The sequence below is a fragment of the Paraburkholderia ultramafica genome (assembly GCF_902859915.1).
In the GTDB taxonomy this organism is placed as follows: domain Bacteria; phylum Pseudomonadota; class Gammaproteobacteria; order Burkholderiales; family Burkholderiaceae; genus Paraburkholderia; species Paraburkholderia ultramafica.
Genome location: NZ_CADIKK010000005.1, coordinates 94,184 through 119,374, shown reverse-complemented (window position 1 = coordinate 119,374; position 25,191 = coordinate 94,184). Strand labels below are relative to the sequence as shown.

Genomic DNA, 25,191 nt, shown 5'->3' with positions numbered 1-25,191 from the left:
GCAAGCGGGCGTCGCAGTCGAGAGGCCATGCGCGGATCCGTTCTCCGTTCAGCACGGCTCGATAGCATCTTGGGAGACGCAACCCATGGCCACACGAGAATCCCCGGCATTCACCGCGCCCCTGCCAGTCAGGTTGGTACGCGATGCCGGCAATGACCCGGAGAGCAGCCTACCCGAAGCTTCCGCAGTCGGCATCCCAGCTTCGACGGTCAAAAGCGCACGGTCTTTTTCTTTCAGCCAGGATGGCGAAAGCTTCCTGCTCGACGGCGAGCCATTCCAGATTCGTAGCGGCGAAATGCATCCCGCCCGTATCCCGGCCGAATACTGGCAGCATCGCATTCTGATGGCGAGAGCGATGGGGATGAACTGCATCGCCCTCTACGTCATGTGGAACTACCACGAAACGAGTCCGGGTATGTTCGATTTCCGCACGGGGAACCGCGACATCGAAGCATTCATTCGGCTGTGCCAGCAGGAGAAGATGTGGGTGTTGCTGCGGCCGGGGCCCTATATCTGCGGCGAATGGGATCTAGGCGGTATTCCGTCGTACCTGTTGAGCTATCCGGACATTCAACTCAGGACCGACTCCGCTCACGATCCTCGCTACATGTCGGCGGTGGCGCGCTACATCAGGGAACTGGGGCCACGCATCCAACCACTGCTGGCGAGTAACGGCGGACCGATCCTGATGATTCAGATCGAGAATGAATTCGGCTCGTACGCCAGCAACCCGGCTTACCTCGAAGAGATACGGCAGCTCTGGCTTCAGGAAGGGATACGGGGGCCGTTCTATACCGAAGATGGCATCAGGCAGCTCGAACAGAATCGCACCAACGTCATGGGCGGCGCGATTGCATTGAGCAATGGCGATGCCGAGCAAATCGCGGCCGTCCGGCGGGAATTTCCAGCCGTTCCGGCGATGGCCGGTGAGGTGTATCCAGGGTGGCTCACCCATTGGGGTGACGAAACGCTCAAAGGTACGGCCGTCGATATTTCCAGCACGCTAGACGTGCTCATGCAGCTGAAGCTGTCGTTCAACCTCTATGTCATTCACGGCGGCACCAGTTTCGGCTTCTATGCCGGCGCCAACGTGGATGCGGATTCAGGCGAATATCAACCCGACATTACCAGTTACGATTACGCAGCACCCATCAGCGAGCAGGGCGTGGCGACACCGAAGTACATGCAGTACCGCAGCGTCATCGCCCGTTATCTCCCGACGCCGCTGCCCGATATACCCGAACCTGTCCCGACGATCAGCCGCAAAGGAGGGCAGGCCTTGATGCCGGAACTTTGCGCGTCCATCTGGGACAACCTGCCGGCCGCGCTGCCGGCCGAGCAAACCGTGCACCCACAGCCGTTCGAACGGTACGGCCAGGCGTCTGGTTTGGCGCTGTATCGCAAGAAGCTGCAGGGCTTTCGCGGTGGCGTGCTGGATCTCAGGAATGTCCACGATTACGCCACCGTTTTCATCGGCGAGCAATACGTAGGCGCAGTGTCGAGAGCTTTGATGCCTGAGCACTGTGCGCAGCCGCTGCATGTCACGCACCACGCACCGCTGACGCTGGCGCACGTGTCGTCGCCGACGGACGGCGACGTCGCATTGGATATCCTCGTCGAGGGCATGGGGCGCGTCAACTATGGCCACGCGATGATCGACCGCAAAGGCATTCTCGAACCGGTCACGCTGCAGGATGCGGGAGGTGCGAGCGACCCGCTCACCCAGTGGGAAGTCTTCCTGCTGCCGATGGATAGCGCATTTATCGCGAACCTGCGCAGCGTCTGCGCGAACCCGCGTAAGCCCGGACTGTTTTTCAAGGCGATCCTGGCGTTGGACACCGTCGGCGATACCTATCTCGACATGCGTCACTGGACCAAAGGCGTGGTCTGGGTTAACGGGCACAATCTGGGGCGCTACTGGAATATCGGTCCGCAAAAGCGCTTGTACTGTCCTGCTCCCTGGCTGAGGCCGGGTGACAACGAGATCCTCATCTTCGATTTGCACCGGGTGCAGGCGAAACCGGTTGAACTTGCGCGCACGCTATCGTAAAGAGGCACCGGAAGCCATTAGCGAGAAATCCGCGATCACTTCGATTACCCTTCGCCATCGACCGGCACCAGTTCCAGCGTGAGCACTTCGAAGGGCGCGAGTGGGATAGCGTGCGGTCGGCCTGCGTCCAGCACCGGCGGAAAATGCGAGGCATGGCCGTGCCATAAGCTGCGCGTCTGAAATCGTCCCGCCGCGTCGGCTGGCAACTCCAATTGCCGCCGCAAATCGAGCACGAAGCGCTGCGTCCGGCTGTCGGGATTGCGCAGCGTGATGATCGCCTTGACCGGCGACCATGCAGCCCAGCCGTACACCTCGAGTCTGTCCGGCGCACCGCCGATCCAGTGGCTGTCGCGCAGCACGTCGGCGTTCGCCCGGGTCCATCGGGCGGACTCGGCGAGGACGTCCCAGTCGCCGTGGCCCAGCAGCGACGGCGTGATGTACAGCTCCTGCAGTTGTGCGCCGCTGCCGAAGTACGAATGCACTTCATTGGCGAAGTCCTGGCCTTGAGCTGTGTTCAACCGATCGTTGCACTGCGCGTAGATGATGCCGTGGAGCATCAGCGAGTTGAGCGGAAACAGCGGACTCCTGACTACGACGTTGCGGTAGGTCTGTGCGTCGCGATAGGTAATCCAGCGCTCGCGGTTACTGCCGACGCCTTCCAGGTCATCATCCTTGCCACCGCGCCAGATCGAGTCGGCGTAGCGCAGCCAGAATGGCGACGGATAGGTGCCGACGGTCAGGTTGATGAAGATATCGGGCCTGGCCTCGCGCATGTCCTCGATCAGTTGGATCGCCGCGTCCCAGTCGCTGCTGAAGCGGCTGCCCGGGACCACCTTGCCGGCATTGCCGAGGCCATCGAATTTGAACTGATTGATGCCGTGCTGCGTGAGCAGTTCCATCACGGCCTCATGGAAGCGTCGATAGTATTTCGGCCCGGACAGCGCGAAGCAACCATCGATGATCTCGTATCCTGCGGCACGACCCCGTGTCACGCGCTCCTGCCGCGTCGAGCCATAGCCGCCCCACGGTGATAGCCATACGCCTGGCGCCGCGCCGTATCGGGTGGCGGCGTCGCGCAGCGGTATGAATCCATGCGGAAAATCCTTGCCGAAATACCAACTGCCGCTGTAGTCGTCCCAACCGTCATCGAACAGGAAGGAGTCGAGTTGTACGCCGCGCTTGTCGTACAGTTCGCGGCCAATGTCGTCGATGCGTTCGAGCGCTTGCCGCTGCGTGTACGGCGCGAGGTAACCGATGTCGTACCAACAGTTGTAGTTCAGGAACGGGCGGTAAGGATGGGCTCGTTCGCGTTCGAGATAGGCCGCGAAATCGCGGCGTAGCTGGCCGTCGCGCGCTACACCCGCCACCGCCGGGAAGACGCTGGTCTTGCCCTTTCCCAGCGGCAGGGCTTGCGACAGGATGAACCTGACGGTGTCGCCGCGTACCTGGCTTTCCGACAACGGGAGCTCGAAACCGAAATAGACGTTGCCCGCGATCACAGGTGTTCCCTTGAACTCGCCGCAAGTTTGCGCACCGGGCGCCTGCGTCTCCAACAGTGCAACGGTGGCAATGTGCTCGTCCTTGCTGAGTGCGGTAATCGCCACTTGCAGGCGCAAGTACTGCGAGCCTTCGCGTTGCTCCACGCTCCACTCCACCCGCAGGCGATCCTGCTCGTCACCGAGGATGGCACGCACGCGTCTGCCTGCGATCCGGTCGGCCAGGCGGGACGCCGTGGGATTGACCGTCAGCATTTCTTCGCGCAGCGGCGCCAGCAGCTTCAGGTCGGCAATGCCCATTGTGCGACCAGCGGCCAGCGATAGCGCAAACGGCGCGGTAACCTGCAGCGTGCGCGCGTGCACCCGGTCGGTCAGGACGAAATCAGCCAGATGCTGATGCCTGACAGTCCAGTTCAAGGCGATCGCCGCGTTACCGAAAGAATGCCAGTCACCGTTCGTCTGGAACGCGGGCATGCCCGGATGCGTGGACACAATTTCTTTGCCGTGCATGGAAGAAGCCCAGGATGAGGCGGGTGCCTGATCCATAGAGTACTTCGGGCGGATTCAGCGAGTGCATTCTTTCAGGTCGTAGAAGGCACTGTCGCAGTCATGTGCGCGCCTGTAGATGGCGTGTGAACCCGGGTCGCATCGCGTTAGCGCGCCCGGCTCGGCTCGGCTCGAGAAACAGGCCGCCGGCATGGTGCGGTGCCGGCGCGGTGTGCCACCTGCCTATTGTTCCGTCTGCTGGCGTTCGTACTCCTTGTATTTCATCTGGAGATATTCCTGCCGGCTGACCTCATGCAGCTGTCGCGGATACTGTTCAGTTGCATTGAACCAGTTGGTGAGGCGTTGCTCCAGACGCCTGGCGGCCGGGCTGGACAGCGCGCCAAGATACGAGTCTATCGCCAGGTAGTAGCGCATGGTATTGCGTTCCACCAGGCCGCGAACTCCGCCGATGTATTCAGCCTGCCCGGACGACGGGCCTCCGGCGGTGGTAAAACCGACCTTATCGCTGCCAATGGTCGCCAGATAGGTTTTCATGGCGATGCGCCCCGCCATGCCGTAGCCGTACGAGTAGGTCAGGTGCAGAAAGGTCCGGTTGGCATCGATGCCGACCGCTTCGAGCACGATACGGTAGTCCTTGGTGCTCAGCGGACCGCGGTCGGCGTCGAGGTCCACCTGGAAGTATTCCAGGCTTGTGGCTGCCGCGCGGTAATTGAATTGCACGCGGTAGGTGTCCGCGAGTTTCTGTTCGACCTTTTTGCCAATATTCACGCTCAGCATGTCGCCGTTGGCGCTGGTTGACGCATGACAATACTTGGTATTGAGGTGCAGTATCAGCACATCGCACCAGTTGGCAGGGCCGTGCGCGGGGTCATCGAGCGCGCCGCTGACCGTAGCGAACGGGTAGTCCACCACGGCGTAAATGTCGCCCTTGAGCGCGGACGGTGACTCCGCCGATTCAAGATACAGCGGACGCTGGAACTGATTATGTTTGAGCTGTTGCGTGAGGCTCTGGTATTTTTCGCGCAAGCTCGCAGCATCGTCCGCCGCCCGCGCGAGCAGGCCGTGGCACAGGCAGCACATGGTCAGGATGGCTAATATCAGTTTCGATTTGCGTGGCCTGTTATTGCCGATGCTTTCAGCAAGCGCGGTCATTTCCGTGCTCCCGCCTCAGATTGTTGGCATCTACCTTGAAGCATACCTAAACCGCAGAGCCTCTCACAATGTGTCGTCTGAAACGATCAGACTCGCGGGCGAGTGCGCACCGTGAACGGAGATCCATCTACATGCCGGCTTTACCCGGTCAGGAACAACATGCCTGAACAACTCTGGCTGCCCGGGCTCGAAGCGCCGCCAACGCCGACAGACGGCCTGTTTTTCGCCGTCTTCCCGGATACCCACACGGCGACCAGCATCTCGAAGCTTGCCCAACAGCTTTGCGGGGCAACGCGCGCCCGTAGCAAACCGCTCGCGGCTGGCCGCTTGCACGTCACCTTGCTGCACCTCGGGAATTTCGCGGGCGGCTTGCCGCGCGATCGAGTCGAGGCCGCGATGCGGGCGGCCGCGTCGATCAGCATGGCGCCATTCACAGTCGAATTCGACTCGGTCGTCAGCTTTGCGTCGAAACCGCGGCCGGGGCCCATGGTGTTGAGCGGGGGCGACGGCGTCGAGGGTCTTCATGCGCTTCACGGCGCGCTGGGACATGCGTTGCAAGACGCTGGTCTGGGCGATCGCGCAGGTTCAATCGCCGCGCCTTATACGCCGCATGTCACGTTGGCGTATGGCATGCCTTGGGCCGCCGTACGCCCCGTTGAACCGGTGTGCTGGAACGTGCGGGAGTTTGCGTTGATGCACAGTTTGCTTGGGCGTACCCGGCATGTTGCGCTGGCGCGCTGGCCGCTAGTGGGTGGCGAGTCATGACCTGCGGCGCGCGTCGAGCGTGGGTGACGCCCATGCCAATGGGCGTCGGATCAAAACCGCACACCCGTCCCGCAACCGGCGGCAAAGCCGCCGCCGCTTCCACCGGCGCCACCGCAAAATACGCCGCAACCGGACAGCGCCATCGACATGATCGTGGCTGCCAGGGTCGCGCGCAGCCATGGTCGGAATAGGCGCTTGCACGGCCGCGCAGGGCACGCGGCGGATGTCGCGACGGGGCGGTTGAATCGTGGGTCGATCATTCCGGATCGCATAGCGTCAGGGACCTCGGGGAGCGAAGAGCAGGGGCACGAGCGGGGTCGCCTGCTGGAAGACTTTTTGGCGGTTCTGTCGCGGCGAAACGCGCCGCTCGGGCGAATCTCTCACTCTAGCCCACACTCATGCGCCCCCAAATACGCAAAATCTGAAAAGTGGCAAGATTTGCCAGCCGGACAATCGGAACGGTCGTGCGCTCCCTGATAGAATGCTTGAGCCGCAACGTAGTGGATTGCCGATGAAATTGCTTGATGCGCTTGTCGAACAGCGTATTGCCGCCGCAGCCGCGCGCGGTGAATTCGACGACTTGCCGAGCGCGGGCGCGCCGCTGCCCCTGGACGACGATGCACTGGTCCCGGAAGAAGTGCGCGTCGCCAACCGGATTTTAAAGAATGCGGGCTTCGTGCCGCCCGCTGTCGAGCAGTTGCGCGCATTGCGTGACCTGCAAACGGAGCTGAATGCCGTGAGCGACCAGGCTACCCGTTGCCGTCTGCAGGCGCGCATGCTGGCGCTCGACATGGCACTCGAATCGCTGCGCGGCGGCCCACTGGTTTTGCCGCGCGAATATTGCCGGCGCATTGCCGAGCGGCTGTCGGAGCGCGTCGGCGGCCTCGACACGGCAGACGTGGGTTCGCGGTGAGCGAGCCGCTTGTCCGCTGCGCCGCGTCAGAGCCGGCGTCGATAGAATCCGGCGACGCGCCGAATGTGCCGGCACTGCCTGCTTCGCCAGGCGGATTGGAGTCTCCCTGCGCCGAAGCTGCCGGATCGTCGCTGACAGATTGCGGCGCGGCCGCCGCCACGGCGACCAGCGCTTCCATGCCCGTCGATCCATCTGCACCAGCCGTCGTCTCCGATCGCGATCGCCGCTTCATGGCGCTGGCCCAGGCCGCCGCCGAAGAAGCGCGCGCAGCCGGCGAAGTGCCGGTCGGCGCAGTGCTCGTGCGGGGCGACGAAGTCATCGCCAGCGGTTTCAATCATCCGATCGGCGCGCACGACCCGTCCGCGCATGCGGAAATGGTCGCGTTGCGCGCCGCCGCGCAAGCCGTCGAGAACTATCGTCTGCCGGGCTGCGAACTCTACGTGACGCTCGAGCCGTGCCTGATGTGCGCGGGCGCGATCATGCACGCCCGGATCGCCCGCGTCGTGTTCGGCGCGCGCGATCCGAAAACCGGCGCATGCGGCAGCGTCGTCGATGCGTTCGCGAATCCGCAGTTGAATCATCACACCACGGTGAGCGGCGGGGTGCTCGAAGCCGAATGCAGCGCCGCGCTCAAGTCGTTCTTCGCCGGACGGCGTCGCGCGAGCCGCGCTGCGCGCGCGGCGGCACGTGGCGAAGCAGGTGCCGAGGCAGCCGGAGAGCCGGCTCCCGCTGAGCCGCTCTAAAACAACTACGTCCAACAGGTCTTGCCAATGACCGTTCATCGCAACTTCGAACTGATCGCGCCGTCCGGGTATCCGCATGACTCGGAGGCGCTGCATCGCGCGCTGCATCGCCTGCATGCGCAGGGGCACCGCGTCGGCGGCGAGGAGGCGGCGACGCGCCGCTATCAGCGCTTCGCCGGCACCGACGGCGAGCGCGCGGCAGATCTGAACCGGCTCGCCGATCCCTCGCGTGAGCTGCCCGACGTGGTGCTGGCCGTGCGCGGCGGTTATGGCGCGGTGCGCATCCTGCACGGGCTCGACTATGAAGGGCTGCAACGGCGGCTGACCGATCAGCCGGTCGCGCTGGTCGGGCATAGCGACTTCACCGCGATCCAGCTCGCGCTGCTGGCGCGTGCCGGCGTCAAAACGTTCGGCGGCCCGATGCTGGTGAGCGACTTCGGCGCGGAGGATCTCAGCGAATTCACGATGCACCACTTCTGGTCGGCGCTGACGAAGCCGACCATGACGGTGACGAGCAACACGCCGCAAGCGCATTCGGTCGACGTGTCGGGCATGCTGTGGGGCGGCAATCTGGCGGTGCTGGCGTCGCTGATCGGCACGCCGTATATGCCGCCGGTGCAGGGCGGCATCCTGTTTATCGAGGACGTCAACGAGCAGCCGTTTCGGGTGGAGCGGATGATTTATCAACTGCACCTGGCCGGCATCCTCGCGCAGCAGCAGGCTCTCGTGCTGGGCGACTTCTCAGGCAGCAAACCGTACGACTACGACAACGGCTACGACCTGCACGCGATGATCGAGCAGGTGAGGTCGTTGATCGGCATTCCGATCGTCACGGGTCTGCAATTCGGGCATGTCCGCAACATGCTGACCTTGCCGGTGGGTGCGGACGCGCATCTCGTCGCCGATGCGCACGGGTTCAAGCTGATGCTGGCGGGCTATCCGTGTCTCGGCTGAGCTGACGGAGCGAAGCGGGCGGTTGCCCGCTCTCTTTTTGCCTAAATAACGCAACTAACGGTCAGTAATTCACTTCTCACCGCGAGCAGTCCGTCCCGTGAATGTCTCACGTTTTGTTGACAAAACACGCCTGCAATAGACAGTCTCCACGTCACCTAATTAAACTGCTATTGAAGCCACGCCTTGCTGGTGGCGCCTACCGCTTAACCTGTAGCCCAACCCCATCTTGAAGATTGTCGATATTCGAGATAAAAATTGTTGACAATCTTTGTGTCCATCCTATGATGACCAACATACCGAGACGCAGATCATGTCCGACACAGACTCCGCCGCCGCGAACAGTTCGAAACCCGAAGCGATTGCCGAGCGCATCCGCGCCGCAATCCTCGAGCATCGGCTCGCACCCGGCGCCAAGCTGACCGAAGCGCAGTTGTGCGAAGTATTCGGCGTGAAGCGCGGCCCGATCCGGCAGGCGCTCGCGCAACTGGCGACCGACCGCCTCGTTGACCTCGAACCGAATCGCGGTGCGTTCGTCGCGAGTCCGTCGCTGCAGGAAGTGCATGAGGTGTTCGAAATGCGCCGGATCATTGAACTCGCGGTGGTCGAAAAGATTTGCAACGGTCATGGCATGCGGCGTTTGAATAGCATCGGCAGCATGATCGGCCGTGAACGCAAAGCGTTCGAAACACGTGATTTCCCGGCGTGGATTCGCCTGTCGGGCGAGTTCCATACCGAGTTGGCCGGACTCACCGGCAACGCCGTACTGTGCGACTGCCTGAACGGGCTGGTCGCGCGCTCGACGCTGATCTCCGCGCTGTACGAGTCGCTCGGAAAGAGCCCTTGCTCGTTCGAAGACCATGCAGCGATTCTCGCCGCGCTCGACGCCGGCGATGCAAAAGAGGCGGCGGCACTGATGTCGCGCCATCTGCAAAGCGTCGAGTTGAAGATGCTGGAGCGTCCCGCACGTGGCGCGGCGGACCTGCATGAAGTGTTCGGCGCGCTGAGCGTGGCGCCGAAGGATGCCTCCAAAGCCAGCTCCACACCGGGCTGAGGCAAGCAGCAAGGCGCGCGCCCGTTGGCGGTGCGCGCCGCACTGAATTGAACTGAACCGAATCAGGCGTTGCAGGGCGGCTTGGCGTGAGCGCTGCCGGCTTGCGCACGCGTGTCCGCCGCTACACGACGGATTTCGAGCAGCGACGCATCGCCGGGAATCCGCGGCGGCTGGCGATGCGATAACCACAAGTACTTCAGTACGGAGACACCCGCGGCACGGCCCGCACAGATCGCGCCGACTTCTTCACCCCAGGGCGGGCGAGGAGGGCGCGACTGGCATGGCCGATGCAACGTCCGTCGATGCGGTTATCGATGGTCCCAATCTCAAGGAGGAATCATGGCTCAGTTCAGTGCAGCGCCAGGCAGTCCCACCATTTCCACGTACGCCGACGACGGCGCGTCCGCCGATCCGTCGCTGCCGGCTGGCTACAGCGAGCGGCTCTACAACGCGGACCTCGCGCCGCTGCGCCATCAAACCTGGGGCGCGTACAACATCTTCGCGTTCTGGATGTCGGACGTGCACAGCGTCGGCGGCTATGTGTTCGCGGGCAGTCTGTTCGCGCTCGGCCTGACGAGCTGGCAGGTGCTGGTCGCGCTGCTGGTCGGCATCACGATCGTCAACCTGCTGTGCAACCTGATCGCCAAGCCGAGTCAGACGAACGGCGTGCCTTATCCGGTGGCGTGCCGCGCAACCTTCGGCGTGCTCGGCGCGAATATTCCCGCGGTGATTCGCGGCCTGATTGCGGTCGCGTGGTACGGCATTCAGACCTATCTGGCGTCGAGCGCGCTGGTGATCGTGGTGCTCAAGTTCATCCCCGCGTTGCTGCCGTATGCCGACGTTCATCATCATGGCTTCATGGGCCTGTCGACGCTCGGCTGGGTCGGCTTCATGCTGCTGTGGGTGTTGCAGGCGCTGGTGTTCTGGCACGGCATGGAGACGATCAAGAAGTTCATCGACTTCGCCGGTCCCGCCGTCTACGTGGTGATGTTCATTCTTGCCGGCTACATGGTGTATCGCGCGGGGTGGCGCAACATCGGCATCAACCTGGGCGGCGTCAAATATCACGGCATGCAGGTGGTGCCGGTGATGATCACGGCGATCTCGCTGGTGGTGTCGTACTTCTCTGGTCCAATGCTGAATTTCGGCGACTTTTCGCGCTATGGCAAAAGCTTTCGCAGCGTGAAGCGCGGCAACTTCTGGGGACTGCCGGTCAACTTTCTCGCCTTCTCGCTGGTGACGGTGATCACGACCGCGGCCACGCTGCCGGTGTTCGGCGAGCTGATTACGGACCCGGTCGAAACGGTCGGCCATATCGACTATCCGACCGCGGTGATCCTCGGCGCGCTGACCTTCACGATCGCGACGATCGGCATCAACATCGTGGCCAATTTCGTGTCGCCGGCCTTCGACTTCTCGAACGTCGCGCCGCGCCTGATCAGCTGGCGTGCGGGCGGGATGCTCGCGGCGGTGGCATCGATCTTCATCACGCCGTGGAATCTGTTCAACAACCCGGCCGTGATCCATTACACGCTCGACGTGCTCGGCAGCTTCATCGGACCTTTGTACGGGGTCCTGATCGTTGACTACTATCTCGTGAAGCGTCAGAAGATCGTGCTCGACGATCTGTACACGGTGGCGCCGACTGGCTCGTACTGGTATCGCAACGGCGTCAACTACCGGGCCGTGGCCGCGTTGCTGCCGGCCGCGCTGATCGCCGTGATCTGCGTGATGACGCCGGGGCTCGACGGTATGGCGAATTTCTCGTGGTTCATCGGCGCGGGGCTGGGTGCGCTGTTCTATCGCGTTCTTGCACGCTGAGTTTCCCGGTGCCCCAGGGGACTTCCTTCGAGGCGTCCCCGAAGAGGACTTCATTCAGGGCGCCGCAACAGGAGTCGATATGCGCATCAAACTGATCAACCCCAACACGACCCAACGTATGACCGAGGCGATGGGCCGCTGCGCGCGCGACGTCGCGGCACCCGGCACCGAGGTGATCGCAGTGAATCCGACCATGGGGCCGCCGTCGATCGAGGGCTATTACGACGAAGCGCTCGCCACGCCGGGCTTGCTGGCCGAGGTCGCCGCGGGCGAGCGCGCAGGCTGCGACGGTTATGTGATCGCCTGTTTCGGCGATCCCGGTCTGTACGCCGCGCGCGAACTGGCGCGCGGCCCGGTGATCGGCATCGCGGAAGCGGCGATGCACGCGGCGAGCGTGCTGGCGCCGGGCTTCTCGGTGGTGACGACGCTCGCGCGCACGTGCGGCATGGCGTGGCATCTCGCCGAGCGCTACGGCATGAAGCGCTTTTGCCGCAACGTCCGCGCGACCGACGTCGCGGTGCTCGATCTCGACAAGCCCGGCTCGGCGGCGCGCCGCATCATCCTCGACGAATGCCGGCGCGCGCTGGCCGAGGACGGGTCGGACGCGATCGTGCTCGGTTGCGCGGGGATGGCCGAGTTGTGCGCGGAGATCGAAGACGCGTTGGGCGCGCCGGTGATCGAGGGTGTGACGGCGGCCGTGAAGTGGACCGAGGCGCTGGTTGCACTGCGCCTGTCGACCGCCAAGCGCGGCGACTACGCGCGGCCGCTGGCCAAGCGCTACGACGGCGCGCTGGCCGCCTTCAGCCCGAGCGGGGCCGCTCTGAATCCGCAGCCGCCGCGTGGCTCCACCGGCGTTTCTTCCGCGCTTGCGCAGCAAAACGACGAGAGCACTGAAAGCGCTAAGCCGCGGATCTGCTGCGGGTAAACACTAGAAAACCGGGAGCAGCACATACATTCAGTCTGACACGCACTATCTGGCCCGGTGTATGGGCGCACCCGGACGTTTTCGCTACACTGGTCCAACTCGGCGCGGGTGCCAGAAGGGCTTTTTTACCGCTGATTCCGCTGTGTTTGCATCCGCGCCGGCGTGACTCACAGGCACCCCGCAAGCAGGCCCACGCGATGCCCACGTGCCCGCCGCGTGAGCGCCTCGCGAACTTTACGTACCGTCACTACGCATCCGTCAAACCATGCCACTCGACCCGAACTACCCACGCGATCTGATCGGCTACGGCCGCCACCCGGTGCAGGCAAACTGGCCGGGGCGAGCGCGAGTCGCGGTGCAATTCGTCCTGAACTACGAAGAGGGCGGTGAAAATTGCGTGCTGCATGGAGACCCCGGCTCGGAGCAGTTTCTGTCGGAGATCGTCGGCGCGGCGTCCTTTCCGGCTCGCCACATGAGCATGGAGTCGATCTACGAATACGGTTCGCGCGCGGGCGTGTGGCGCATCCTGCGCGAATTCGAAAAACGCAGCCTGCCGCTCACGGTGTTCGGCGTCGGCATGGCTATCGAACGGCATCCGGAACTGGCACGCGCGTTCGTCGAACTCGGGCATGAGATCGCGTGCCACGGCTATCGCTGGATTCACTATCAGGACGTGTCGCCGGAGCAAGAGGCGGAGCACATGCGTCTCGGCATGGAAGCGATCGAACGCGTGACGGGCGAGCGGCCGCTTGGCTGGTACACGGGCCGCGACAGCCCCAACACGCATCGTCTGGTCGCCGAATACGGCGGCTTCCTGTACGACTCGGATTACTACGGCGACGACCTGCCGTTCTGGATGGACGTCGACGTCACGGGCGGCGCGAAAGTGCCGCAACTGATCGTGCCGTACACGCTCGACACCAACGACATGCGCTTTGCCAGCCCGCAAGGCTTCAATACCGCGGACCACTTCTTCACCTATCTGCGCGACGCCTTCGACGTGCTCTACGAAGAAGGCGACGTAGCGCCGAAGATGCTGTCGATCGGCATGCACTGCCGCCTGCTCGGACGCCCGGGGCGCTTGCGGGCACTGCAACGTTTTCTCGACCATATCGAACAGCACGATCGCGTGTGGGTGACGCGGCGCGTCGATATCGCGCGGCACTGGCGCGAACATCACCCTTACCAGCAAAACAACCGCGGGGCAGCGGCATGAAGGCGATGCAATACACTCTGGACCAACTCAACAGTATCTCGACCGACGCGTTCGTCGCAGCGCTGTCGGGCATTTTCGAGCACTCGCCGTGGGTGGCGGAAGTCGCCGCGCAGCAACGGCCGTTCGCGAGCATCGACGAGCTGCATCGCAAGATGTCGGGCATCGTCGAAACAGCCGGCGAAGAGAAGCAACTGGCGCTGATCAACGCCCACCCGGAACTCGCCGGCAAGGCCGCGGTGCGCGGTGAACTGACCGCCGAATCGACGCGCGAGCAGAGCGGCGCGGGCCTCGCGCAGTGCACGCAGCAAGAGTTCGACAAGCTGCTTGCGCTGAACAGCGCGTATCGCGCCAAGTTTGGCTTTCCGTTCATCCTCGCGGTGCGCGGCTACGACCGTCACGGCATCATCGCGAACTTCGAGGCGCGGGTGAACAATAGCCGCGCCGACGAATTGCGCGCGAGCCTCGATCAGATCTATCGCATCGCACGTTTGCGGCTCGACGACCTGATCGACGCGTAGGCTCAAGCCACGCGTCGCGGACCTCGAACCGAAACGTATTTTCAGCACCAACACATATTAAGGACGACAAACATGGCACTCCCGATTCTCGACCCCAACGCACCGGAATTCACGCGCCGTTATGTGAACCTGGCGGACCCGCGTCTGGGCGCGCAGGCGCTCGAGGCCAGCGATGATTTCTTCGCTCCGAAGGAACGCATGCTGAATCCGGAGCCGGCCGTCTTCATTCCCGGCAAGTACGACGACAACGGCAAGTGGATGGACGGCTGGGAAACCCGCCGCAAGCGCGCCACCGGTTATGACTGGTGTGTCGTGAAGCTGGCGCGTGCGGGCGTGATCAAGGGGCTCGACCTCGACACCAGCCATTTCACCGGCAACTTTCCGCCGGCCGCGTCGGTGGAAGCCGCGCGCGTGGTGGACGGCACGCCGAACCAGTCGACGCAATGGACCGAGATCGTTCCGTCGGCCACGTTGCAGGGCAATAGCCACCACTATCATGAAGTCAGCGACGCGAACGCGTACACGCACTTGCGCGTGAACATCTATCCGGACGGCGGCATCGCGCGTTTGCGCGTGTACGGTCAGCCGCAAGTTGACTGGGCCGGCGCGAGCCGCACCGAACAGTTCGATCTGGCCGCGATGGAAAACGGCGCGTATCTGGTCGCGGCGAACAATCAGCACTTCGGCGCGGCGTCGACGATCCTGATGCCGGGCCGCGGCGTGAACATGGGCGACGGTTGGGAAACGCGCCGCCGTCGCGAGCCGGGCAACGACTGGGCGATCGTCGCGCTGGCGCAACCGGGCGTGATCAGGAAGATCGAAGTCGATACGGCGCACTTCAAGGGCAACTTTCCGGATCGCTGTTCGATTCAGGCCGCGTATGTGACGGGCGGCACCGACAGCTCGCTGGTCACGCAAGCGATGTTCTGGCCGGTGCTGCTGGGCGAACAGAAGCTGCAAATGGACGAGCAGCACTACTTCGAAAGCGAGATCGCGGCGCTCGGCCCGGTCACGCACGTTCGTTTCAACATCATTCCGGACGGCGGCGTGTCGCGTCTGCGTCTGTGGGGCACGCTCGCATCATGAAAACGCTCGCTATCGAACCATTGACGAAGGAAGCGTTCGCCGCGTACGGCGACGTGATCGAACTCGAAGGCGCGAAGCAGATTCCGATCAACCTCGGCACGACGATCCGCTATCACGATCTCGCGAAAGTGGATGTGACCGACGAGAACGGCCGCACGCTCGTGAACCTGTTTCGCGGGCAACCGCGCACGCTGCCGTTCGAGGTAAAGATGCTCGAACGTCATCCGCTCGGCAGCCAGGCGTTCGTGCCGCTGAACGACAAGCCGTATCTGGTCGTGGTGGCGCCGGCGGGCGAGCTGGATGCGTCGAAGATTCGCGCGTTCGTGACGAGCGGCTGGCAGGGCGTCAATTATGCGAAGGGCGTGTGGCACCATCCGCTGATCGCATTGGGCGATGTGAGCGACTTTATCGTCGTCGATCGTGGCGGCGACGGGCTCAACCTGAATGAACTGGATCTGGCCGAGTCGTTGTGGCTCACGGAAGATGCGTTGAGCGCGGTGGCTGTTTGAGGTTGGCTGCTTCGGCGTAGCAAGCCCGGGTTGATGAGCAAAAAAGCTCACAGCGGAAATGCTGTGGGCTTTTTGCATTGTCGAACGGACCTTATTAAGGGGCAACTAAAGGGCAACGCGAAACGGTACTTGCGTTGCCGTTGTATTTGAGGACGTAGTCGTCGCGCTCGCGAAACAGCGTGGCGACGTTCTTGCCCAGTACCTGGACGTCGAGTCTCATGGGTTCGCGTCCGGGCTGCGTTGTTCAGCGAGGATGTCTTCGAGCGTGCGCCCATGTCCATGCGCGACGAACTTGAGGTCGTAGCCCGCCGCTTCGAGCAGGCGCACGAGCACGGACACGCTCATATCGTTTTTGGCGAGCGTTTCCATGCGTGCGACGGTGGTGCGCGCGACACCTGCGCGGCGCGCCAACTCCTCTTGCGACAGCTTGCTGTCGCTCGCGCGAAAAGCCCGCTTCATGTTGCTTCGTCAATCGGAAAGCCGGACATCACGTCCGGCCAGCACACTTACTTCGCCGCGCCACCTTCGAACCAGGCGGCGATCTTCATCCGTTCGTCGTCGGTCATATGCGTGACGTTGCCGAGCGGCATCGCCTTCAACGTCACCGCCTGCTGATAGATGCGCTGCGCGTTCTGCGAGATCTCATCGGGCGTATCCAGCAGCACGCCGGCCGGCGCGCTGCCCATCATCGTCGGATGCGCGGAGTGGCAAGCCACGCAGCGCTGTTGCAGCACCGGCGCGATGTCGGCCAGCTTGACCGTCGGCGCGTTCGCGGCTTGCGCTTGCGGCACGATCGGCTTCGGCATGGTCCAGAAGAGCGCGCCGAACATCAGTACGATGCCGACCAGCGGCAGATACCACAACACCTGGCCACGGTGGCGCATCACGAAGAACTGGCGAATCAGCGCGCCGGCCAGCATGATGATCAGGAGTACGGCCCAGTTGTACGGGTGCGTGTAGGTCATCGCGTAGTGGTTCGACAGCATCGCGAACACCACCGGCAACGTGAAATACGTGTTGTGCACCGAGCGTTGCTTGCCGCGCTTGCCGTAGATCGGGTTCGGCGTGTCACCCTTGAGCATCGCGTCGACCATCTTGCGCTGGCCCGGAATGATCACGAAGAACACGTTGGCCGACATGATCGTCGCAAGCATCGCGCCCATGATCAGATAAGCCGCACGGCCCGCGAAGATATGGCATGCGAGCCACGCCGCGATCAGCACGTACACGCCGACGCAGATGCCGAGCACCTTGTCTTTATTGCCGAGGATGCGGCACAACGAGTCGTACACGATCCAGCCGGCCGCGAGGAAGCCGAGCGCCGACGCGACGGCGACCACCGGACCCATGTCTAGCACGTTCTTGTCGATCAGATAGGTGGTCGGCGAGAACAGGTACAGCACGGTAAACAGACCGAAGCCCGACAGCCACGTGGTGTACGACGGCCACTTCGACCAGTGCAGATCTTCCGGCATTTCCGGCGGCGCGACGGTGTACTTCTGCATGTTGTAGAAGCCGCCGCCGTGCACGTGCCACAGCTCGCCGAACACGCCGCGCCTGCGCTGGTTCGGATCCTGCGGCGGTTTCAGGCTGTTGTCGAGCGCGACGAAATAGAACGACTCGCCGATCCATGCAATCGCGGCGATGACGTGGAACCAGCGAATCGCCAGGTTCAGCCAGTCGGTGATAAAGCCTTCCATGAAACTCCTCCACTTCTGATTCGTTGTACGCGCGATGACGTTCGGCGCCTCGGTGGACCCGGCTGACGGGTCTCGGGCTGGCACCGCGTCACCGCGCTGACTGCGGGGTCGAAGACGCGGCGCGCTCAGTTCGCCCCGCGTCGTTTTTTTAATGGGTCTCAGGTTCGGGTCGGTTCAGGCCGGGCGCGGTCGATTGCATTGCGCAGATGCTCGCCGGGACATTCGTGAACACCAGCGAGCACCCGCGCAATGCAATCGAGCGTGACCGTATTGGCCGCCTCCAGCTGTCTCTAGCTGCCTCGATACGTGCTGTACGACCACGGCGACACCAGTAGCGGCACGTGATAGTGTGCGCCGGCATCGGCCACGCCGAAGCGCAGCACCACACGATCGACGAAGCGAGGCTGCGGGACCTTCGTGCCGATCGACGCGAAGTAGTCGCCGGCGCCGAACACGAGTTCGTATTCGCCCGCGACGAGCGCGTCGCCTTCGAGCAGCGGCTCATTGCAGCGGCCGTCGTCATTGGTGATGGTGGTTTTGAGCGCGCGTCGCGTATCGCCCGCGAGCGCGAAGAGTTCGACCTTGATGCCAGCGCCGGGACGGCCGTTCGCGGTGTCGAGCACATGGGTAGTGAGCTTTCCCATTCGCAATTTTCCTTATGTGAATGCGAGGTTTCGGCGGCAGCCCGATCCAGATACGTTTGCGGCGGATCGAGGCTCCACGTCAGTGGCTGCATACCCGTCGGCGAATTGAAGCGAGCGCCGTGGCAGCCATTGTAAAAAGGTTGTTCCGTTCAGCGCGCGCGAGATAGGAAAGATAATAGCTGGCACATGACGGACAGTCTGTTGAAAGCCGCAGCGAGTCGATTCGTTCGACTTTTGCAGGCTGATTCGCACGCCGATTCGATCGTACCGGCGCCAAAAATGGCCCACTATATTGGCAGCGTGAAGTTGGGTATCGCAGCGGCGCGAGTTGCCAGCGTTATTTTGGCCGTCGAAGTTTACGCCTGTGCGCCGCAGCACCGGCGCGCCGGATGCGGCTCGAGCGCGGCGCACGCCCGAAGGAAGCCTCAAAAGGAGGCGTCCGGAAGGAAGTCCCCTTGGGGGCGCCCCGAAGACGGCGGAATACGCTGGGTAACCGGGCCAACGGCGTTCGACGCGACGCGGCGGCACGGTTGGCGTGCCGTCACATCGCGTTCGAACGACTTTGCACGGCAGCATTAAAGCGGAGAAACGAATGACGATGGAGCAGACGGCGCAGCAGCCGGCATATCAGGGCGGTGAGCCGAAGAAAACGATGCTGGTGAAGCACGCGGACGTGCTGGTCACGATGGACGGCGCCCGGCGCGAATTGCGCGACGGCGGCCTGTATATCGAGGACAACCGCATCGTCGCGGTCGGACCCACGGCGCAGTTGCCGCAAACAGCCGACGAAGTGCTGGACATGCGTGGCCACCTGGTGATCCCGGGCCTCGTGAACACGCACCACCACATGTATCAGAGCCTGACGCGCGCGATTCCCGCCGCGCAGAACGCCGAGCTGTTCGGCTGGCTCACGAACCTCTATAAGGTGTGGGCGAACCTCACGCCGGAGATGATCGAAGTCTCGACGCTGACGGCGATGGCCGAGCTGTTGCTGTCCGGTTGCACGACCTCGAGCGACCATTTGTATATCTATCCGAACGGCAGCCGGCTCGATGACAGCGTCGCCGCGGCCCGGCGGATCGGCATGCGTTTTCACGCGGCGCGCGGCAGCATGAGCGTGGGGCAGAAGGACGGCGGCTTGCCGCCGGATTCGGTGGTCGAGCGTGAAGCGGATATCCTGAACGACACGCAGCGTCTGATCGAGACGTATCACGACGAAGGGCGTTACGCGATGCTGCGCGTGGTGGTGGCGCCTTGCTCGCCGTTCTCGGTGAGCCGCGACCTGATGCGCGAATCGGCGCTGATGGCGCGCCAATACGGCGTGTCCCTGCATACGCACCTCGCGGAGAACGTCAACGACATCGCGTATAGCCGCGAGAAGTTCGGCATGACGCCGGCGGAGTATGCGCAAGACCTCGGCTGGGTCGGTCACGATGTGTGGCACGCGCATTGTGTGCAACTCGACGACGCGGGCATCGAACTGTTCGCGCGCACCGGCACCGGCGTTGCGCACTGTCCGTGTTCGAACATGCGGCTCGCGTCGGGCATCGCGCCGGTCAGGCGGATGCGTCTGGCGGGTGTGCCGGTGGGGCTGGGTGTCGACGGTTCGGCGTCGAACGACGCCGCGCAGATGGTCGCCGAAGTGCGTCAGGCGCTGCTGTTGCAGCGGGTCGGTTTCGGACCGGATGCGATGACCGCGCGCGACGCACTGGAAATCGCGACGCTAGGCGGCGCGAAGGTGCTCAATCGCGACGACATCGGCGCGCTGGCGCCCGGCATGGCGGCGGACTTCGTGTCGTTCGATCTGCGTCAGCCGCTCTTTGCGGGCGCGTTGCACGACCCGGTCGCGGCGCTGGTATTCTGCGCGCCGTCGCAAGTGAGCTACAGCGTGATCGGCGGCAAGCTGGTCGTGAAGGACGGACAGTTGACGACGCTGGAACTCGGGCCGGTCATCGAGCAGCACAACCGGCTGGCGAAGACGCTTTACGAAGCGGCGGCGTAAACAAGACCAAAGCGAAGACCAAAGCGAAGACCAAAGCGAAGACCAAAGCGAAGACCAAAGCGAAGACGAAAGCGGGAGAGAGCCGAGAGGAGCAAGCAGGCTTACCGGCGGCCGCCGCCACGCATCGCATGGCTGCCGATAACCCCCGTGCAACAAACCGTCAGGGCTTGTCGATCAACGTCCTGGTCGCTTCGGCGACCAGACTGCGCAGCCAGCGCACTTCATCGGAGTAATGCACGCGCTCGTGCCACAACTGGTAATACTGCATCGGCGGGAAATCGAGCGGCGCGGGCACCACGGTAAGCGGCAGGAACCTGGCGTAGTAATCGGCGAACAGGCGCGTCGTCGTGAAGATCAGATCGGACTTGATCAGCACGTACGGCGCCAGATTGAAGTACGGCAACGTGACGACCACGTGACGCTTTAACCGCTCGCGCGCGAGATGCACGTCGATCGCACCGCGCTGGCCCACCGAGTAAGGAGTCGGCGCGAGATGCGGCGCATTCAGGTACTGGTCGAGCGTGAGGCCGCCGCGTTTGGCGAACGGATGCGTGTTGCTCATCAGGCAGACGATCTGATCGACGAACAGGTTCGACAGGTGCAGTTGCTCCGGCGGCTCCGGCCAGTTGCCGACCACGATGTCGAGCTTGCCGTCCTCGAGCGCGAGTTCGTAGTCGAAGGCGGGCCCCAGCGAGTGAAATTCGAGCGTCGCGTTCGGCGCGGCCTGGCGAAAGCGTTCGACCACCGTCGGCACGAACAGCACGTTCAGATAGTCCGGGCAGCCGATCCGGTAGCAACGGATCGAGGTCGCCGGATCGAAGTTGTGCTGCTGGAACTTGATGCGTTCGATCTCGCGCAGCGCGTTCTGCACCGGTTCGAGCAGGCGCAGGCCGTACTCGGTCGGCACCATGCCGGACTTGCCGCGCACCAGCAGCGGGTCGCCGGTGATGTCGCGCAAACGGCGCAGCGCCGCGCTGATCGCAGGTTGCGATTGATTCAGTTTGACAGCCGCGCGGGTGACGCTGCGCTCCATCAACAGGGTATGCAGGACGCGCAGTAGGTAGGTATCGATCGCCTCGCGTTGCTGACTCATGACTTCTCCGAAATATATGTTCTGGCTGATCGATCGGGCGTGAGGGTATATGGGTTTTAATATGAACGAAATACGGCGTCAAGGGTGGCATACCCGCAGAGCCGCGCTGCGGCGCGGGTTCGGGGGAATTTTGACGGCTCGACTGACTGGGTCGAATTAGGTATTGTCATCCGGTTCTGGTGACGGATCGTCTGCCGGCAAGGTGGACGGACGCGCGGTAACCGGCAGTCACTGACGTACTACGGAATCACATGAGCGACTCTTCTTATAGCGACGGCGCCGCCGCGCAGCCGGCAACCGGGCCGGAACAGGCGGCGCACCGGCTGGTGCTTCAGGGCATCACCAAACAGTATCCGGCGGTGCGAGCCAACGACGACGTCACGTTGATCGTCGCGCCGGGTGAAATCCATGCGGTGCTCGGCGAAAACGGTGCCGGCAAAAGCACGCTGATGAAGATCATCTACGGCGCGGTGCGGCCCGACGCCGGCGAGATCCGCTGGGAAGGCGAGGCGGTCGAGATCGCGAGCCCGGCGGCGGCGCGCAAGCTCGGCATCGGCATGGTGTTCCAGCATTTCTCGCTGTTCGAGACGCTCACGGTCGGCGAAAACATCGCGCTCGCGCTCGACGAACCGTTCGATCTGAAGACGCTCGCCAAACGGATTCGCGAAGTCTCGGCCGACTACGGTCTCGACATCGATCCGCAGCGTCACGTGCATAGCCTGACGGTGGGCGAGCGGCAACGCGTCGAAATCGTGCGCTGCCTGTTGCAGAACCCGCGCCTGCTGATCATGGACGAACCGACCTCGGTGCTGACGCCGCAAGCGGTGCGCAAGCTGTTCGCGACGCTGCGCCGGCTGGCCGCCGAAGGCTGCAGCATCCTCTACATCAGCCACAAGCTCGATGAAATCCAGCAGCTGTGCGATACCGCGACGGTGATGCGCGGCGGCCGCGTGACCGGTCACGTGAAGCCGAAGGGCGAGACCCATGCGTCGCTCGCGCAATTGATGGTCGGCCATTCGCTGCCCGATTACACGCGGCGCGAGCACAATCCGGGCGCCGTCCTGCTCGATGTGAAGCAGTTGTCGGTGGCGAGCGACGACCCGTTCGGCACCTCGCTCGACAACGTGTCGTTTGGCGTGCATGCGGGCGAGATCTTCGGCATCGCGGGCGTCTCGGGCAACGGCCAGGCGGAACTGCTGTCGGCGTTGTCGGGAGAGAAGCGCGGCGTGCGCGCCGACGCGGTCACGATTTGCGGCAAGCCGGCCGGACGCCTCGGCGCAGGCGGCCGGCGCGCGCTCGGTTTCGGCTTCGTGCCGGAAGAACGTTTGGGCCGCGGCGCGGTGCCGGCGATGTCGTTGTCGGAAAACGCGCTGCTCACTGCGCATCGTCAGCAGATGGTGAGCTCGGGCTGGATCAAGGCGGGCGCGATGCGCGCATTCGCGAAGCGCTGCATCGAAGCGTTCGACGTGCGTTGCGGCGGCTCGGAAGCGCTCGCGCAAAGTCTGTCGGGCGGCAATCTGCAGAAGTACATCATGGGCCGCGAGATTCTGCAGGCGCCGAAGGTGCTGGTGGTCGCGCAGCCCACGTGGGGCGTCGACGTTGGCGCGGCGGCGTTCATTCGTCAGCAGTTGCTCGATCTGTCGGCGCGCGGCGTCGCGATCCTGGTGATCTCGGAGGAACTGGAAGAGTTGTTCGATATCTGCGATCGCATCGCGGTGCTCGCCGGTGGCAGACTCTCGCCGGTGCGCGCGACGGGGGCGACCAACGCCGAGGAAATTGGCCGCTGGATGGCGGGCCTGTTCGGCGGCCGCGAGGGCGCGGCGCCGTCGGCGGAACATCCGGCACATGCGTGAGCCGAAGCCGGCCAGCGCCGCGTTCGACCACCGGAACCAGAACCAATAAATCACACGCTACCCATGATTCTTCCCTATCGACTCGAAGCCCGCACGACGCCCTCGCGCACGATGCAGTTCGCCGTGCCGCTGATCGCCGCGTTGCTCACGCTCGCAATCGGCTTTCTGATCTTCAGCCTCGTGGGCCGCGATCCGCTGCAGGCGATGCACGCGTTTTTCATCGAACCGCTGTCCAGCGTGAACGGCTGGTCCGAGCTGCTGCTGAAGGCGTCGCCGTTGTGCCTGATCGGCCTCGGTCTCGCGATCGGCTACCGCGCCAACGTCTGGAACATCGGCGCCGAAGGGCAGATGCTGCTCGGCGGCATCGCCGCCAGCGGCGTCGCGATCTATTTCGATCAGGCCACCGGCTGGTGGATCCTGCCGACCATGATGCTCGCCGGCGTGCTCGGCGGCATGGCGTGGGCGGCGATTCCCGCGCTGCTGAAGAGCCGCTTCAACACCAACGAGATTCTCGTCAGCCTGATGCTCACGTACGTGGCCACGCAGTTGCTGATCTACCTGGTAAGCGGCCCGTGGCGCGATCCGCAGGGCATGAACTTTCCGCTGTCGGAAATGTTCAGCGGCGACGCGCTCTATCCGACGCTATACGGCGACTGGCACTGGAAATGGCTGCGCGGCACGCGGCTGAACGCGTCGGTGTTCGTCACGCTGATTGCGATTCCGCTCGTGTGGCTCTTCATGCGCAAGAGCTTCGCGGGCTACCGGATGAACGTCGGCGGTCTCGCGCCGCTCGCCGCGCGCTATGCCGGCTTCTCCGACAAGAAGACCATCTGGACTTCGCTGCTGATCAGCGGCGGCCTCGCGGGCCTCGCCGGCATGGGCGAGATCGCCGGCCCGATCGGCCAGTTGCAGGCGACATGGTCGCCGGGCTACGGCTTCACCGCGATCATCGTCGTGTTCGTCGGGCGGCTGCACCCGATCGGCATCGTGCTCGCGAGTCTGCTGATGGCCTTGCTGTATCTCGGCGGGGAGGCGGTGCAGACCTCGATGCAGTTGCCGCAGGCGCTCTCCGGCGTGTTCCAGGGGCTGCTGCTGTTCTGCCTGCTGGGCGCCGACCTGTTCGTGAACTACCGGGTGCGCAGCCGAACGCTCGCCGCCGCGGTTCACTGAATTGCTCACTGATTAGCTCACTGTTTTCCCGCCGGACTTCCATGGATATTCAACAAGCCAGCGCGCTCACCTCGAGCGCCGTCACCGCCGCGATCCCGCTGATGTTCGCGGGCGCGGGCGAACTCGTTACCGAGAAATCGGGCGTCCTCAACCTCGGCGTCGAAGGCATGATGCTGATGGGCGCCGTGACCGGCTACGCGGTCACGTCGATCACCGGCAGCCCGTGGCTCGGCGTGCTCGCCGCGATCGCCGCCGGTCTCGCGATGTCGCTGCTGTTCGCGTTTCTCACGCTGACCATGCTCGCCAATCAGGTCGCCACCGGTCTGTCGCTGACGATCTTCGGCATCGGCCTGTCGGCGTATGTCGGCAAGCCGTACACGTCGGCGGCGGTGCGCGCGACCATCGACACGTGGACCCTTCCCGGCCTCTCGAAAATTCCGGTGCTCGGCCCCGCGCTCTTTAGCCTCACGCCGCTCGATTACCTCGCGTTCCTGATGTTCGCGGTGATCGGCTGGTTCCTGTACCGCACGCGCGCCGGACTGGTGCTGCGCTCGGTCGGCGAATCGCCGCAGGTCGCGCACTCGGTCGGCTTTCCGGTGATCGGCGTGCGCTACGGCGCGGTCGCTTTTGGTGGCGGGATGGCTGGGCTCGCGGGCGGGTATTACTCGATCGTCAATCTGCATCTGTGGCAGGAAAATCTGACCTCGGGCCGCGGCTGGATCGCGCTCGCGCTGGTCGTTTTCGCGACGTGGCGGCCGGGGCGCCTCCTGATCGGCGCGCTGCTGTTCGGCGCGGTGACCGGCCTGCAGTTTTACGCGCAGGCGATCGGCGTGCCGGTGCCGACGCAATTCCTCGCGATGCTGCCGTACGTCGCGACGGTCGTCGTGCTGGTGCTGATCTCGCGCAATCCGAACACGATCCGTCTGAATGCGCCCGCATCGCTGGGCAAGCCGTTTTTCTCGGCGGGCTGATCGACCAGACATCGGCCACACTCATTTGCCATACCTTCATCATCCGACCAAC

23 protein-coding genes are annotated in these 25,191 nt (G+C 63.7%); 16 read left to right on the top strand and 7 right to left on the bottom strand.

The features are described 5' to 3' along the window. Positions 1-85: 85 nt before the first annotated feature. Positions 86-2,050, top strand: coding sequence for a beta-galactosidase (locus HV744_RS07110; protein WP_175148833.1), 1,965 nt, complete (start codon positions 86-88; stop codon positions 2,048-2,050). A 44-nt stretch (positions 2,051-2,094) separates the two neighbouring features. On the opposite strand, the gene HV744_RS07105 is transcribed toward HV744_RS07110, so the two are convergent. Together HV744_RS07105 and HV744_RS07100 are read right to left on the bottom strand one after the other, a co-directional pair. Then, positions 2,095-4,056 (bottom strand): alpha-galactosidase, encoded by a 1,962-nt coding sequence (locus HV744_RS07105; RefSeq protein ID WP_175148832.1) that lies wholly within the window; start codon positions 4,054-4,056, stop codon positions 2,095-2,097. A 219-nt stretch (positions 4,057-4,275) separates the two neighbouring features. Then, the gene (locus tag HV744_RS07100) at positions 4,276-5,205 is read right to left on the bottom strand and encodes a hypothetical protein (protein ID WP_175148831.1); all 930 of its coding nucleotides are present in this window, start codon (positions 5,203-5,205) and stop codon (positions 4,276-4,278) included. 159 nt (positions 5,206-5,364) lie between these two features. Here HV744_RS07100 and HV744_RS07095 point away from each other — a divergent pair, with 159 nt between their 5' ends. The 11 genes from HV744_RS07095 (at position 5,365) to HV744_RS07045 (ending at position 15,706) form a co-directional block, all read left to right on the top strand. Beyond that, the gene (locus tag HV744_RS07095) at positions 5,365-5,970 is read left to right on the top strand and encodes a 2'-5' RNA ligase family protein (RefSeq protein WP_175148830.1); all 606 of its coding nucleotides are present in this window, start codon (positions 5,365-5,367) and stop codon (positions 5,968-5,970) included. Positions 5,971-6,481: 511 nt separating this feature from the next. After that, positions 6,482-6,883, top strand: coding sequence for a DnaJ family domain-containing protein (locus HV744_RS07090; protein WP_175148829.1), 402 nt, complete (start codon positions 6,482-6,484; stop codon positions 6,881-6,883). Continuing rightward, the gene (gene tadA / locus HV744_RS07085) at positions 6,880-7,626 is read left to right on the top strand and encodes a tRNA adenosine(34) deaminase TadA (protein ID WP_175148828.1); all 747 of its coding nucleotides are present in this window, start codon (positions 6,880-6,882) and stop codon (positions 7,624-7,626) included. The genes HV744_RS07090 and tadA overlap by 4 nt, the downstream gene beginning before the upstream one ends. Positions 7,627-7,653: 27 nt before the next feature. Then, the gene (gene ldcA / locus HV744_RS07080; protein ID WP_175148827.1) at positions 7,654-8,580 is read left to right on the top strand and encodes a muramoyltetrapeptide carboxypeptidase; all 927 of its coding nucleotides are present in this window, start codon (positions 7,654-7,656) and stop codon (positions 8,578-8,580) included. 310 nt (positions 8,581-8,890) lie between these two features. Then, entirely contained in the window at positions 8,891-9,631 is a 741-nt protein-coding gene (locus tag HV744_RS07075; RefSeq protein ID WP_175148826.1) for a GntR family transcriptional regulator, read from the top strand. 339 nt (positions 9,632-9,970) lie between these two features. Beyond that, on the top strand, positions 9,971-11,452 hold the full coding sequence (locus tag HV744_RS07070; protein ID WP_175148825.1) for an NCS1 family nucleobase:cation symporter-1: 1,482 nt from the start codon (positions 9,971-9,973) through the stop codon (positions 11,450-11,452). A 79-nt stretch (positions 11,453-11,531) separates the two neighbouring features. After that, positions 11,532-12,377 carry an aspartate/glutamate racemase family protein gene (locus tag HV744_RS07065; protein WP_175148824.1) on the top strand — a complete coding sequence of 282 codons (846 nt, stop codon included), beginning with the start codon at positions 11,532-11,534 and terminating at the stop codon, positions 12,375-12,377. A gap of 265 nt (positions 12,378-12,642) precedes the next feature. Further along, positions 12,643-13,593: an allantoinase PuuE gene (gene puuE, locus HV744_RS07060; RefSeq protein WP_175148823.1), complete on the top strand. Its 951-nt coding sequence runs from the start codon at positions 12,643-12,645 to the stop codon at positions 13,591-13,593. Further along, positions 13,590-14,111, top strand: coding sequence for a 2-oxo-4-hydroxy-4-carboxy-5-ureidoimidazoline decarboxylase (gene uraD, locus HV744_RS07055; RefSeq protein ID WP_175148822.1), 522 nt, complete (start codon positions 13,590-13,592; stop codon positions 14,109-14,111). Before puuE ends, uraD begins: the two co-directional genes overlap by 4 nt. A gap of 72 nt (positions 14,112-14,183) precedes the next feature. After that, the gene (gene alc, locus HV744_RS07050) at positions 14,184-15,197 is read left to right on the top strand and encodes an allantoicase (protein WP_175148821.1); all 1,014 of its coding nucleotides are present in this window, start codon (positions 14,184-14,186) and stop codon (positions 15,195-15,197) included. Next, positions 15,194-15,706, top strand: coding sequence for an ureidoglycolate lyase (locus tag HV744_RS07045; RefSeq protein ID WP_175148820.1), 513 nt, complete (start codon positions 15,194-15,196; stop codon positions 15,704-15,706). The genes alc and HV744_RS07045 overlap by 4 nt, the downstream gene beginning before the upstream one ends. Before the next feature lie 94 nt (positions 15,707-15,800). Here HV744_RS07045 and HV744_RS37970 read toward each other — a convergent pair whose 3' ends face one another. The 4 genes from HV744_RS37970 to uraH form a co-directional block, all read right to left on the bottom strand. Next, the gene (locus tag HV744_RS37970) at positions 15,801-15,926 is read right to left on the bottom strand and encodes a hypothetical protein (RefSeq protein ID WP_281363631.1); all 126 of its coding nucleotides are present in this window, start codon (positions 15,924-15,926) and stop codon (positions 15,801-15,803) included. Next, complete coding sequence (locus tag HV744_RS07040; protein ID WP_175148819.1) at positions 15,923-16,165, bottom strand: helix-turn-helix domain-containing protein; 243 nt, start codon at positions 16,163-16,165, stop codon at positions 15,923-15,925. Before HV744_RS07040 ends, HV744_RS37970 begins: the two co-directional genes overlap by 4 nt. Positions 16,166-16,212: 47 nt before the next feature. Next, positions 16,213-17,406, bottom strand: a complete 1,194-nt coding sequence (locus HV744_RS07035) for a urate hydroxylase PuuD (protein WP_175148818.1) — start codon at positions 17,404-17,406, stop codon at positions 16,213-16,215. 290 nt (positions 17,407-17,696) lie between these two features. Beyond that, a complete protein-coding gene (uraH, locus tag HV744_RS07030) occupies positions 17,697-18,050 on the bottom strand; it encodes a hydroxyisourate hydrolase (RefSeq protein WP_175148817.1) in 354 nt (117 codons plus the stop codon). Positions 18,051-18,642: 592 nt separating this feature from the next. On the opposite strand from uraH, the gene HV744_RS07025 reads away from it, so the two are divergent. Beyond that, positions 18,643-20,052 (top strand): 8-oxoguanine deaminase, encoded by a 1,410-nt coding sequence (locus HV744_RS07025; protein ID WP_175148816.1) that lies wholly within the window; start codon positions 18,643-18,645, stop codon positions 20,050-20,052. A gap of 160 nt (positions 20,053-20,212) precedes the next feature. On the opposite strand, the gene HV744_RS07020 is transcribed toward HV744_RS07025, so the two are convergent. Continuing rightward, the gene (locus HV744_RS07020; protein ID WP_175148815.1) at positions 20,213-21,145 is read right to left on the bottom strand and encodes a LysR substrate-binding domain-containing protein; all 933 of its coding nucleotides are present in this window, start codon (positions 21,143-21,145) and stop codon (positions 20,213-20,215) included. 251 nt (positions 21,146-21,396) lie between these two features. Between HV744_RS07020 and HV744_RS07015 the strand changes: the two genes are divergently transcribed. From HV744_RS07015 to HV744_RS07005, 3 genes are all read left to right on the top strand, one after another. Beyond that, positions 21,397-22,998 (top strand): ABC transporter ATP-binding protein, encoded by a 1,602-nt coding sequence (locus HV744_RS07015; protein ID WP_175148814.1) that lies wholly within the window; start codon positions 21,397-21,399, stop codon positions 22,996-22,998. Between the two features lie 63 nt (positions 22,999-23,061). Continuing rightward, on the top strand, positions 23,062-24,168 hold the full coding sequence (locus HV744_RS07010) for an ABC transporter permease (protein WP_175148813.1): 1,107 nt from the start codon (positions 23,062-23,064) through the stop codon (positions 24,166-24,168). 41 nt (positions 24,169-24,209) lie between these two features. Beyond that, a complete protein-coding gene (locus HV744_RS07005) occupies positions 24,210-25,139 on the top strand; it encodes an ABC transporter permease (RefSeq protein ID WP_175148812.1) in 930 nt (309 codons plus the stop codon). Positions 25,140-25,191: the final 52 nt, after the last annotated feature.